This window comes from Krasilnikovia sp. MM14-A1004 (assembly GCF_047159485.1).
In the GTDB taxonomy this organism is placed as follows: domain Bacteria; phylum Actinomycetota; class Actinomycetes; order Mycobacteriales; family Micromonosporaceae; genus Actinoplanes.
Genome location: NZ_AP038773.1, coordinates 4,183,990 through 4,196,818 on the forward strand (window position 1 = coordinate 4,183,990; position 12,829 = coordinate 4,196,818).

Annotated in this window: 5 protein-coding genes; 3 read left to right on the forward strand and 2 right to left on the reverse strand. The window is 75.1% G+C overall.

All coding sequences use genetic code 11. From position 1 onward, the window contains the following. Positions 1 to 7: 7 nt before the first annotated feature. Positions 8 to 1,762, reverse strand: coding sequence for a non-ribosomal peptide synthetase (locus ACMCNN_RS18035; RefSeq protein WP_412741674.1), 1,755 nt, complete (start codon positions 1,760 to 1,762; stop codon positions 8 to 10). Further along, complete coding sequence (locus ACMCNN_RS18040) at positions 1,759 to 2,799, reverse strand: TauD/TfdA family dioxygenase (protein ID WP_412741675.1); 1,041 nt, start codon at positions 2,797 to 2,799, stop codon at positions 1,759 to 1,761. Before ACMCNN_RS18040 ends, ACMCNN_RS18035 begins: the two co-directional genes overlap by 4 nt. A gap of 444 nt (positions 2,800 to 3,243) precedes the next feature. On the opposite strand from ACMCNN_RS18040, the gene ACMCNN_RS18045 reads away from it, so the two are divergent. The 3 genes from ACMCNN_RS18045 to ACMCNN_RS18055 are packed head-to-tail and all read left to right on the forward strand — an operon-like array spanning position 3,244 to position 12,827. Next, positions 3,244 to 8,199: an amino acid adenylation domain-containing protein gene (locus tag ACMCNN_RS18045; RefSeq protein WP_412741676.1), complete on the forward strand. Its 4,956-nt coding sequence runs from the start codon at positions 3,244 to 3,246 to the stop codon at positions 8,197 to 8,199. Positions 8,200 to 8,228: 29 nt separating this feature from the next. Next, positions 8,229 to 12,629 carry an amino acid adenylation domain-containing protein gene (locus ACMCNN_RS18050; protein WP_412741677.1) on the forward strand — a complete coding sequence of 1,467 codons (4,401 nt, stop codon included), beginning with the start codon at positions 8,229 to 8,231 and terminating at the stop codon, positions 12,627 to 12,629. After that, positions 12,630 to 12,827, forward strand: coding sequence for an MbtH family protein (locus ACMCNN_RS18055; RefSeq protein ID WP_412741678.1), 198 nt, complete (start codon positions 12,630 to 12,632; stop codon positions 12,825 to 12,827). It begins immediately after the preceding gene. Positions 12,828 to 12,829: the final 2 nt, after the last annotated feature.

Here is a 12,829-nt window from a genome sequence, read left to right on the forward strand (position 1 = left end):
GCCGGCCTCAGCCGGCGGTCAGCGCCCCGGCCGGCGAACCGGCCAGCGTCTCGACGTGCCGGGCCAGCTCGGACAGGCGCGGGTGCCGGTAGACGTCCCGGGTGGTGATCGCCACCCCGAACGTCCGCTTCAACCGGGCCACCGCCCGCAACGCGACCAGCGAATGCCCGCCGAGCGCGAAGAAGTCGTCGTCCGCGCCGACCCTGTCGCGGCCGAGGACCTCCGCCCACACCTCCGCGATCACCCGGGCGACCTCGCCCACCGGCGCGTCGTCACCGGCGCCGGCCGGGACGTCGGCGGCGGCGGGGTCGGGCAGTGCCGCGTGGTCCAGCTTGCCGTTCGCGGTCAGCGGCAGCGCCGCCAACCCGACCAGGTCACCGGGGAGCATGTACTCCGGCAGCGTCTCGGCCAGCGCCGCCCGCAGCGTCGCCGCCGGCACCGTCGAGACGTGGTAGCCGACCAGCTGGGTGCCACGGCCGGGCAGCTCGCGCAGCACCACGGCCGCCGCGCTCACCCCGGCGCAGGCGCGCAACGCCGCCTCGATCTCACCCAGCTCCACCCGGTAGCCGCGCAGCTTCACCTGCCCGTCGGCGCGGCCGAGGAACTCCAGCACGCCGTCGGCGCGCTGCCGTACCCGGTCGCCGGTGCGGTACATCCGGGCGCCGGGCACACCGGTGATCGCCGGAACGAACCGCTGCGCGGTCAGCCCCGGCCGGCCCAGATAGCCCAGTGCCACCCGGGTACCGGACAGGTACAGCTCACCCGGCTCCCCCACCGGCACCGGACGCAGGCGCTCGTCCAGGACGTGGGTGTCGACGCCCGTCAGGGCGGTACCGATGTGCGGGCCGCCGGGGCCGGAGATCCACGTGGCGGTCGCGTCCACTGTGCACTCGGTCGGGCCGTACACGTTCACCGCGTCCAGCCGTCCCTCGGCGGCGGCGTCGGCGATCTCCCGCCACACCGGTTCGCGGATCGGCTCACCGCCGATGAACAGCCGCAGCGGAGGCTGCGCGGCGAGCAGCCGGTCCCGCAGCAGATCCCAGTGCGACGGCGTCAGGTCCAGGTCGGTCACCGCGCACTCGGCGAGCCAGGCCGCCAGGCGCTCCGGCTCCGTACGGTGCTCCTGCTCCAGGATCACGACGCTGTCGCCGCGGCAGACCCGCGCCCACTGCTGCACCGACGCGTCGAACGAGGCACTGGCGTTCCACGCCACCACGCGCGGCGCCGCCGCGTACGCGCCGGCCCGCTCCAGCGCCGTGACCAGCGCGGCCACCGCGCCGCGGTGCACCAGCACGCCCTTCGGGCGGCCGGTCGAGCCGGACGTGTAGATCAGGTACGCCGGATCCAGGGCCGTCACGTCGGTGTCCACGAACGTCTCACCGGCCGCCTCGGCACCGGCGACCGGGATCGCCGGCACGTCGGCCGACAGCCACCCCGGACGCGACGCCGTCACCAGCGCGCCGAGGCGGGCGTCGTCGGCCATGAACGCCAGCCGGTCCGCCGGGTACGCCGGGTCCAGCGGCACGTACGCGGCACCGGCCCGCCACACCGCGAGCATCGCCACCAGCAGGTCGGTGCCGCGCGGCAGGCAGACGCCGACCCGGTCGCCGCGGCCGATGCCGTACCCGCGCAGCGCCTCCGCCAGCCCGCCGGTACGGCGGTCGAGCGCGGCGAAACTCAGCGCGCCACCGGTGTCCCGTACGGCGATCCGGTCCGGGTCGCGGCGCACCGCGTCCCGGAACCGCACCAGCAGGTCGCTCATCGCCCCGCCTCCCCGTAGGTGCCGGCCGCCGGGGCCACCGTGGGTGCGCAGTCGGTCAGCTCGACCGGCTCGCCCATCGCGACCAGGATCCGCCGGCCGCCGCGGAACGGGTCCCGGCCGTGCGTGTTCAGGATGTTGTCCACCAGCATCAGGTCACCGGCGCGCCACGTCTGCCGCACGGTCGCGGCCCGGTACGCCTCCTCGATGGCGACCAGGTCCTCGCGGGTCAGCGGCGTGCCGTCGCCGAAGCCGGTGTTGAACGGCAGGTCGTCGCGGCCGAACTCGTCGATCAGCGTCTCCCGCAGCTCGTCGTCGAGCGCCCACTCGTTCCAGAACGCCATGTGGTTGAACCACACCTGCTCCCCGGTCACCGGGTGGCTGATCACCCCGGGACGGCGCTGGCCGGTGCGCAGGTGCCCGTCGGACTGCCAGCGGCAGTCGATCAGGTTCTCCGCGCAGTACTGCTCCACCTCGGCCCGCTGCTCGGTGCCGAACGCGGTCTGCCAGTCGGTGGAGATGTGCTCCGAGTAGCTGCGGTAGAGCATCCAGCCGGTACGGCGGACCCGCTCGACCAGCTCCGGCGGCAGTGATGCCAGCACCGCGCGGCAGTCCGCGACCGGCGTCGCGCCGCCCTCCGGCGGTGCGGTCAGGCAGGCGAACATCAGCAGGCCGGGAAAGGTGAGCGTGTAGCTGTTCTCGTTGTGCATCCGGATCGGCTGCGCCGCCGGCAGATCGGTGGAGGAGAAGACGCCGTTGCCGAAGTCGCTGCGCGGCGTGGCCTTCTCCCGGTACGGGGTGCGCCCCCGCATCAGCGTGTCCCGGACCAGGCCGAAGTCCTCGACGCTGCCGATCGGCAGGCCGCGCAGGAAGACCGTGCCGTACTCGTGCAGTGCGGCGCGCAGCGCCGGCTCCGCCTCGGCCAGCCAGGACAACGCCGTCGGCAGGTCGTCGAGCCCGGCGATCTCGGCCGTCGCGGGCCGGCCGGGCTCGCGAAGCCAGGTGATCGGGCCGAGCGCGGTGACGCTTGTGGAACCCATCGCGGTTTGTTTCCTCTCGCACCTGTGCCACCTCGCCGGCCGGACCGCCCGGACACGTGTGGCTCGTTTCGACTGGTGGGGGTGTGCGGTTTGCGGCGGCTCCGACCGGTCCGGTCCCGCCACGAATCGACAGCCGACGCTAGCGAGGACTCCGACCGGCCGGCGGCAGTCGCGGAGGCAGCCCGGCGGCAGCTTGCGGCGACGCTGCCGCGGGGTGGTGCGCCGGCCGGGGATCCGCGGACGCCGGACCACCGCCGGTACTTCCGCACAGCTGCCGGTCGAGCTGCCGCTCACCGACCCGGCCGGCCCCTAGCGTCATCTCGACACGTCGTTCGCGTCGCCGGCCCCACCGCCGTCGCCGCCCCGCCGGGCAGCGCCTCCGCAGCGAGCTCCCCGCACGGCCGTCATCCATCGCAGCGCGTTCTCCGATTCGGGGTGAAGACAATGTCGGTACAGCGGCCGCCCACCGGCGCGGGCCAGCAGACCGGTCCGGTCGGCGCAGCGCCCGCCGGCCCGGCGGGCACCGAGCCGATCGCCGGCGCACCGAACGGCACGGTGCCGGCGCGGATCGCCCGGATCGCGGCGCGGGAGCCGGACCGGATCGCGCTGCGCCTCGGCACGCGGGAGGTCACCTACCGCGAGCTGGCCGGCCGCGCCGGACGGCTGGCGGCCCGGCTGACCGGTGCCGGTGTCCGTACCGGCGAGGTGGTCGCGGTCGCCGGCACCGACCGGTTCGCGACGATCACCGGCATCCTCGCCGTGTGGTGGGCGGGCGCGGTCCACCTGGCCGTGGACCCGGCGGCACCGGCCGCCCGCACCGAGGCGATCCTCGCCGACGCCGACGCCCGCCTGCTGCTCACCACCGACACCGACGGGAACGGCTCGGACGACGCGCCGCAGCACGGGGTCCGGCCGGGGGCCGGCTGGCTGGCGGAGTTCACCGCGGCACCGGCCGCCGACGCGGCGGAGCACGCCGGGGCCGTGCCGGCGGCGCGGCCGGAGCAGCTGGCCTACCTCGTGTACACCTCGGGGACCACCGGGATGCCGAAGGCGGTCGCGGTCACCCACGGGACGCTCGCCACGCACGTCGCGTCGGCTCGGGAGCGCTTCGGCATCGGATCCGACGACGCGGTGCTGCACCTGGCCCGGCCCACGGTGGACGTGGCGGTCGAACAGATCGCCACGGCGCTGACCGCCGGCGCCCGGCTGGTGCCACCGCCGTCCGGGCTGCTGTCCGCGGAGGAGTTCCTGCGGCTGCTGGCCGCCGAGCGGGTCACCGTGGCCAACGTCGCCGCCGGGTACTTCCACGAGGTGGTGGCGGCGGTGCGGGCCGGCGGGCGGGTGCCGGACACCCTGCACACGATGATCTCCGGCAGCGACCGGCTCTCCGCCCGCGCCGCCGCCGACTGGGCGGCGCTGACCGGGGTGCGGCTGCTCAACGCGTACGGTCCGACGGAGACGGTGATCACCGCGACGGTCGCGGACGCGCCCGTGTCCGGCGGGGACGGGCCGGCGGACGGGGCCAGCGTGCCGATCGGCGCGGTGCTCGGCGACCGGCGCGCATACGTCCTGGATTCCCGGCTGCGGCCGACCGACTCCGGTGAGCTGTACCTCGGCGGTGACCTGGTCGCCGTCGGCTACCTGGGCCGGGGCGGGCTCACCGGGCAGCGGTTCCTGCCCGACCCGGCCAGTGCGCCCGGCGCCCGGATGTACCGCACCGGCGACCTGGTCCGCCGGGCCGGCGACGGCCTGGAGTTCATCGGCCGCACCGACGACCAGGTGAAGATCCGCGGATTCCGGGTCGAGCCGGGCGAGATCACCCACGCGCTCGGCGCCCACCCGGCGGTCGCCGCCTGCGCGGTGGTGGCGCACGGTACGGCCGAGACCGGGCAGCGGCTGGCCGGCTACCTGGTCCCGGTGCCCGGCGCCGACCCGGATCCGGCCGAGGTCCGGGCGTTCCTCGCCGACCGGCTCCCGGAGCACATGGTGCCCGCGACGCTGACCGTCCTGCCCGCGTTGCCGGTGACCGCCGACGGCAAGCTGGATCGGGCCGCGCTGCCCGAGCCGCTGCCAGAGGCCCGGCCGGACGACACCTTCGTCGCCCCGCGTACCCCGGCGGCGCAGCTGGTCGCCGGGATCTGGGCGGACGTGCTCGGCGTCGCCCGGGTCGGCCTCACCGACAGCTTCTTCCACCTCGGCGGCGACTCGCTGACCGCGGTCCGGGTTGCCGGCCGGGTGTACGAGGTGTTCGGCCCGGTCTCGCCGTACCTCATCTTCGAGGCGCCGACGCTCGGCGAGTTCGTCGACGCGGTGCAGGAGGGGCTCGACGACGGCCGGACCCGGCGCCCCGGCCCGCAGCGCCGTCCCGCGGCGACCGCCCCGCTGTCGCGGGTCCAGCGTGGACTGTGGCTCACCGACCTGTGGGAGCACGGTAGCCCGGCGTACAACGTGCCGTGGGTGTTCGAATTCGGCGCAGCCGTCGACGCCGACCGGTTGGAACGGGCGATCGGGCTGGTGGTGGCGCGGCACGAGGCCCTGCGGACCACGTTCGCGCTCGACGGCGACCTGCCCCGGCAGGTGATCCACGACAGCGTCGAGGTACGGCTGGCGGTCAGCACGGCCGCCGACCCGGAGCCGCTGATCCGGGCCGAGGTGAGCCGCCCGTTCGATCTGGCCACCGGGCCGCTGCTGCGGGCCCGGCTGATCCACACCTCGCCGACCACGGCGAGCCTGCTGCTGGTCTTCCACCACATCGTCTGGGACGAGGGCTCGCTGCCGGTGCTGGAGCGCGAGCTGCGCGCCGGCTACGAGGGGCGCGGCCACACGCTGGCCCCGCTGCCGATCCAGTACGGCGACCACGCCCGGTGGACCCGGGAGGGCGCCGCCGCCAGCCGCCCCGAATACTGGGTGGAACGGTTGCGCGGCGCGCCGGCCGGGCCGACGATCCGCACCGACCGGGTCCGGCCCGCGACCCCCGCGCACCGCCTCGACCACCGCCGGTTCGCCCTCGACGACGTGCTCGCCGACGCGGTACGCCGGCTGGCCCGCTCCGCCGACGCCACCCCGTTCATGGTGCTGCTGGCCGGGCTGGCGCTCGCCGCGAACCGGCACGGCGGCACCACCGACATGGTCGTCGGCACCCCGGTGAGCCTGCGCGAGCGGCCCGAGTTCGCGCCGCTGATCGGCTACTTCATCAACCTGCTGCCGCTGCGGCTGCGGCTGGCGGCCGGGGACACCGGCCGGGACCTGCTGGAACGGGTCCGCGCGGAGGCCCTCGGCGGCTACCAGCACCAGGACGTACCGCTGGAGGAGATCGTCGACCGGGTCCGGCCGGGGCACACCGACGCCCGGCATCCGCTGTTCCAGCTGGTCTTCGAGATGCACCCGGCCACCCCGCCGGCGCCGCCGCTGGACGGGGTTCCCGTCACCCGCCGGCTGCACGTCAACAACGTCTCCCGGTTCGACCTGTCCTGGTCGGTGGAGGACGACGGGGTCGGCTTCTCCGGCCGGATCGAGTTCGACACCGACCTCTTCGACGCCGCCACCCTGGACGACCTGCGGGACCACTGGTTCGCGGCGCTGCAGACGCTGACCGCCGACCCGGACGCCGAGGCGGTGCCCGCCCGGGCAGCGCAGGGCGGGACGGGCACCGACCGCGACCTGCCGGTGCACGTCCTCTTCGAGCGGCAGGCCCGGCGGACCCCGGATGCGGTCGCGGTGATCGCGGGCGACACCCGGCTCACGTACGCGGGGCTCAACGCCCGCGCCAACCGGCTGGCCCGCCACCTGCGGGCGCACGGCGTCGCGCCGGGTGCCGTGGTCGCGGTCCTCGTGGACCGTGACGCCGACCTGGTGACCGCGCTGCTGGCGGTGCTCAAGGCCGGCGCCGGCTACACGCTGCTCGACCCGGAGCTGCCGGCCGCCCGCCGGGCGGACGCGATCGCCGACTGCGCCGCCCACCTCACCGTCACCCGGCAGATGATCCGGGACGTCAAGGCCGGCGCCGACCAGGCCCTCGCCGAGTCCGGCCTGGAACAGGACCTGGACCTGCCGGTGCCCGCCGACGCGGTGGCCTGCGTGATGTTCACCTCCGGCTCCACCGGCCGGCCCAAGGGAGTCACCGCCACCCATCGCGCGCTCACCGCCACCTACCTCGACCAGCGGTACGCCGACTTCGACCCGGATCAGGTGTGGTTGCAGTGCTCCCCGGTCTCCTGGGACGCGTTCGGCCTGGAGCTGTACGGGGCGCTGCTGTTCGGCGGCGTCACCGTCCTGCACCCCGGGCAGCGCCCCGACCCGGAGACCATGACCGACCTGGTGCTGCGGCACGGCGTCACCCAGCTGCAGCTGTCGGCGAGCCTGTTCAACTTCCTGGTCGACGAGTTCCCGCAGATCTTCGCGCCGCTGCGGGTGGTCTTCACCGGCGGCGAACGCGCCTCGGTCGCCCACGTACGCCGCCTGCACGAGCGGTACCCGCTGCTGCGCATCGTCAACGGCTACGGCCCGGTGGAGAGCATGGGCTTCACTACCTGCCACCAGGTACGCCCGGCGGACCTGGACGCGCCGGCCGTGCCGATCGGCCGGCCCGTCGCCCACAAGGACGTGTACGTGCTCGACGCGCAGTACCGGCCGGTCCCGGACGGCGCGGCCGGCGAGCTGTACATGGCCGGTGATGGGCTGGCGCTCGGCTACGTCGGCCGCCCCGGCCTCACCGCGCAGCGGTTCCTGCCCGACCCGGCCGGGCCGCCCGGCGCCCGGATGTACCGCACCGGCGACATCGGACGGTGGAACGCCGACGGGACGCTGGACATCACCGGCCGCGCCGACGACCAGGTGAAGATCCGCGGGTTCCGCGTCGAGCCGGGCGAGGTCGCCGCCGCGCTCGCGGGCTGCCCCGGCGTCGGCGATGCCGCGGTGGTGGCCCGTTCCGGGCCGGACGCGGAGACCCGGCTGGCCGCCTACGTCACCGCGCCGGACGGCGCACCCGGCTACCCGGAGATCTGCGACTACCTCGGCACCCTGCTGCCCGACTACATGATCCCGAGCAGCGTCACCGTGCTCGCCGCGCTGCCGCTCACCCCGAACGGCAAGCTCGACCGGGCCGCCCTGCCCGCACCGGACGACCACACCGGCCGGGCCGCCCCGGCCGGGACCGGACCGGACCGCGCCGGTGACCCGCTGAGCGAGGCGGAACAGCTGGTCGCGGCGGTCTGGCGGGAGGTGCTCGGCGTCGACGAGGTCCGCGCCGACGACAACTTCTTCCGCCTCGGTGGCAACTCGCTGTCCGCCGTCCGGGTCGCGCTGCGGTTGACCGCCGAGACCGGCGTACGGATCCCGCCGCGCCTGGTCTTCTCCGCCCGGACCGTCTCCGCCATGGCCCACCGGATCGGCACCCGGTGACCCGCCCCGACGAGCAAAGGGAGTCGATCGTGCACAGCCGCACGGCACCGGTGTCCGGCCTGCAACGAGGCATGTGGTTCCTGGATCGCCTGCACCCCGGCTCCGCCGCCTACAGCGTGCCCTGGGTGTTCACCTTCGACGGGCCGGTCGACCCGGAGATCCTGCAGCGCGCGCTCGACCGGATCGTCGCCCGGCACGAGGCGCTGCGCACCACGTTCACGCTCGGGCCGGACGGTCCCCGCCAGGTGGTGCACGACCGGATGCCGGTGCCGCTGCGCCGCGGCGCCTACCCCGACCTGGCCGCCGCGATCGCCGGTGAGGCCGTGTTCGACCTGGCCACCGGGCCGCTGCTGCGCGCCGTCCTGGTCGACTCCCGCACGCTGCTGCTGAGCGTGCACCACATCGTCTGGGACGGCGCCTCGGCCGGCGTGTTCGAGCGGGAGCTGGCCGAGTGCTACACCGCCGCCTGCGAGGGCCGCGACCCGGTCCTGCCCGCGCTGGCCACCCAGTACGCCGACTACGCGACGGCGCCGGTGGAGGACGCGGACGAGCAGCTCGACTACTGGCGCGCGCAGCTCGCCGGGGCGCCCGCCCGCCTCGACGTGCCCGCCGACCGGCACCGGCCGACCACGGGGAGCTTCTCCGGGCGTACCGAGGAATTCGACCTGGATGCCGGGACCGGGACCCGCGTGCGGGCCCTGGCCACGACGGCGGACGCGACGCCCTTCATCGTGCAGCTCGCCGCGTTCGCGGCGCTGCTGAACCGCTACACCGGCGCCGCCGACCTGCTCATCGGCGCGCCCGTGAGCACCCGGAACCGGCCGGAGCTGACCGACCTGGTCGGCTACTTCGTCAACCTGGTGCCGCTGCGGGTGCGGGTGGATCGCGCGGGCAGCTTCCGGACGCTGGTCGAGCAGGTACGCGACACCGTCTTCGACGCGTTCGGCTGCCCGGACGTGCCGTTCGACGCGATCGTCGACGCGGTACGCCCAGAGCGCGCGGCCGGGGTGCCGCCGCTGGTGCAGGTGGTCTTCGGCGCGCACATGGCGGACCCGGCCCCGCTTCGGTTCGGGCCGCTGGCCGCGACCCGCCGGGTGGAGCGCAACGGCACCAGCAAGTTCGACCTGACCTGGTCCACCTTCGACGACGGCGAACTGCGCGGCGAGGTCGAGTTCAGCACCGACCTGTTCGACGCGACCACGGTGGACCGGATGGTCGGGCACTGGCGAACGCTGCTCGACGCGGTCCTCGCCGATCCCGACCGGCCGCTGTGGTCGGTGCCGCTGGACGCACCGGTTTCCCGGCCCGGGAGCGAGCCGGAGGTGCGCTGCCTGCACCACGATTTCGAGGCGGCCGCCGACCGGTTCCCGGACCGTCCGGCGCTCACCCACGGCGACACCACCATCTCCTACGCCGCGCTCGACCGGCGGGCCAACCGGCTGGCGCACGCGCTGATCGCCCAGGGAGTGCGCCGCGGCGACCGGGTCGGCGTGCTGCTCGACCGGACCGACCTCACCGTCGTCACCATCCTCGCCGTGCTCAAGGCCGGCGCCGCGTACGTGCCGGTGGACCCGGCGGCGCCGGAGGACAGGGCCGCGTTCGTCTTCGCCGACACGGCGGTCCGGCTGGTGGTCGCCGACCGGGACGTCCCGGACGGATTCGTGCGTTTGGACCCCACGGCCGCGTCCGCATCCGACCGGCGCCCCGACGTGCCGGTCGGCCCGGACGACCTCGCCTACCTGATCTTCACCTCCGGCTCGACCGGACGGCCGAAGGCGGTCGCCGTCGCGCACCGGCAGGTGTCCCGGCTGATGACCTCCGGCCTGGCGCACTTCGGCTTCGCCGAGACCGACGTGTGGACGCTGTTCCACTCCTGCGCGTTCGACTGGACGGTGTGGGAGCTCTGGGGGCCCCTGCACCACGGCGGCCGGCTCGTCGTGGTGCCGTACCTGCTCAGCCGCTCGCCGGAGGACTTCGCCGCGCTGCTGGCCGACGAACGGGTCACGATGCTCTGCCAGACCCCGTCCGCGCTGCGGCAGCTGGAGGCCGCGCTGCGCGCCGTACCCCGGCCGCTGCCGGCGCTGCGGTCGGTGATGCTCGGCGGTGAGGCGCTCGACCCGGCGGTGGTCCGCCGCTGGCATGCGCTGCCCGGCGGCGCACCCGCGCCGCTGTGCAACCTGTACGGCATCACCGAGACGACCGTGCACGTCACCACGCACGACGTCACACCGGACGGATTCACCCGCAGCCTGATCGGCGCGCCGATGCCGCACCTGTCGGTCACCGTCCGCGACGCCTGGCTGCGGCCCTGCCCGATCGGCGTCCCCGGCGAGATGTACGTCGAGGGCGCCGGGCTCGCCGACGGCTACTGGGCCCGCCCCGGCCTGACCGCCCAGCGGTTCCTGCCCGCGCCCGGCGGCGGCCGGATGTACCGCAGCGGCGACCTCGCCCGGCAGCTCGCCGACGGCGGCCTGGAGTACCTGGGCCGCGGCGACGACCAGGTGAAGATCCGGGGCTTCCGGATCGAGCTCGGCGAGATCGAGAGCGTGCTCGCCGCGCACCCCGCGGTCGACGACGCGGTGGTCACCGTGCACCGCCCCGACGACGGCGAACCGCGCCTGGCCGCCTACGTCACCGCGCACGGCCCGGCACCCACCTACCCGCAGCTACGCGAGCACCTCGCCGCCGTGCTGCCCGCGCACATGATCCCGGCGACGGTGACCGTGCTGCCCGTGCTGCCGATGACGGTCAACGGCAAGCTGGACCGGGCCGCGCTGCCCGCGCCCAGCGCCGAGCGCGCCGACACCGGCACCCGGTACGCCGCGCCCGCCACCGACGCCGAGCGGCTGCTGACCCGGGCCTGGAGCCGGATCCTCGGCGTCGCCGACGTCGGCGCCGACGACAACTTCTTCCACCTCGGCGGTGACTCGATCCGGGCCGTGCAACTCGCCGCCGCGCTGCGCGACGAGGGCTGGGCGGTCACCCTGCCCGACCTGTTCACGGCGCCCACCCCGGCCGCGCTCGCCCCACTGCTGCGCCCCGTCGACCCCTCCGCCGGCCGCACCCGGCCGTTCGATGGGCTCACCCCGGACGAGGTGGCGGCGCTGCCCGCGGACGTGGTGGACGCGTACCCGATGGCCGCCATGCAACTCGGGATGATCTTCCACATGGAACTGTCCGGCGACGCTGGCGGCTACCACAACGTCAACAGCTTCCGGGTCACCGGCCCGCTCGACCCGGCGGCGATGCGGACCGCGGTCGCCGACGTGATCGCCCGGCATCCCGTGCTGCGTACCAGCCTGCACGTGGTCGGCCACCGGCAGCCGCTGCAGCTGGTGCACGAGCGGATCCCCGCCCCGGTCGAGATCACCGACCTGCGCGCGCTGCCGCCGCAGCAGCAGGACGCCGCGGTCACCGAGGTCTTCGACGCGCTCTGCGCGACCCGCTTCGACCCGCGCCGCCCGCCGCTGTTCCGGGTGTGCGCGCAGCGGCTCACCGACGACGAGTTCCAGCTCACCATCGCCGAACACCACGCCATCCTGGACGGCTGGAGCTTCACCTCGCTGCTCACCGAACTGCTGGACCGGCACCGCGACCCGCACCGGCCGGTGGCGCCGCCGCCGGAGTCGACGTTCCGCGACTTCGTGGCCGCCGAACAGGCCGCCGCCGACTCCGCCGAGAGCGCGGCGTTCTGGCGGGAACGGCTCGCCGGGGCCAACGGCGCGCTCTTCACCGACCGCAGCGACTCGACAGAGGCCACCGCCGAGATCCCGCGCACCGTGGAACGGCTCCTGCCGGACGCACCGGCGCAACTGGCCGCGGCCGCCGAGGCGGCCGGTACCCCGATCAAGGCGGTCGCGCTCGCCGCCCACGTCACCGCACTGCGGCGGATCACCGGCCGGAGCCGGCTCACCACCGGGTTGTCCGTCAACGGGCGGCTGGAGGAACGCGGCGGCACCGACGCGTACGGGCTGTTCCTCAACACCGTCCCGCTCGCCCTCGACGTCGACTCGCTCGGCGACGGCCCCGACCTGGTCCGGGCCCTGCACGAGATCGAGACCGCGCTGCTGCCGCACCGCCGCGTCCCGTTCGCGCGGCTGGCCCGCTACATGGACAGCGCCCGCCTGGAGACCTGCTTCGCGCTGTTGCGGTTCCACCGGCTCGGCCGCGCCGGCATCGTCGACGACGCCCGCACCGGGTGCGAGCCGACGCTGCGCTACGAGCCGACCAACTTCGCGCTCGGCGTCGCCCTGGTCCAGGACCCCGGCTCCGGGCGCACCCTGCTCGCCGTCGACCACCTGCGCTCGCTGGTGCCCGACGGTGTCGCCGACGCGTACGCGGACGCGTACGCGTCGGCCCTCGGCGACCTCGCCGCCGCCACCACGTCCACGGCCGGATCCCACCGGCCCGTCGAATCTGGGAGGAACTGAATGGACGCGTTCGACACCTTCGCCGTGCTGATCAACGACGAGGAGCAGTACTCGATCTGGCCGACCGAGCTGGACGTGCCGGCCGGCTGGCGCCCCGTGGGTGTGTCCGGCACGCAGCAGGAGTGCGTCGCGCACATCGACGAGGTCTGGACCGACATCCGCCCGAAGAGCCTGCGCGACGCGCTCGCGACGGCCTGACC

Excerpts from the sequence above, each read along its gene's own strand:
- ACMCNN_RS18035 (WP_412741674.1), bottom strand. The coding sequence starts at position 1,762 with ATGAGCGACCTGCTGGTGCGGTTCCGGGACGCGGTGCGCCGCGACCCG.
- ACMCNN_RS18040 (WP_412741675.1), bottom strand. The coding sequence starts at position 2,799 with ATGGGTTCCACAAGCGTCACCGCGCTCGGCCCGATCACCTGGCTTCGC.
- ACMCNN_RS18045 (WP_412741676.1), top strand. The coding sequence starts at position 3,244 with ATGTCGGTACAGCGGCCGCCCACCGGCGCGGGCCAGCAGACCGGTCCG.
- ACMCNN_RS18055 (WP_412741678.1), top strand. The coding sequence starts at position 12,630 with ATGGACGCGTTCGACACCTTCGCCGTGCTGATCAACGACGAGGAGCAG.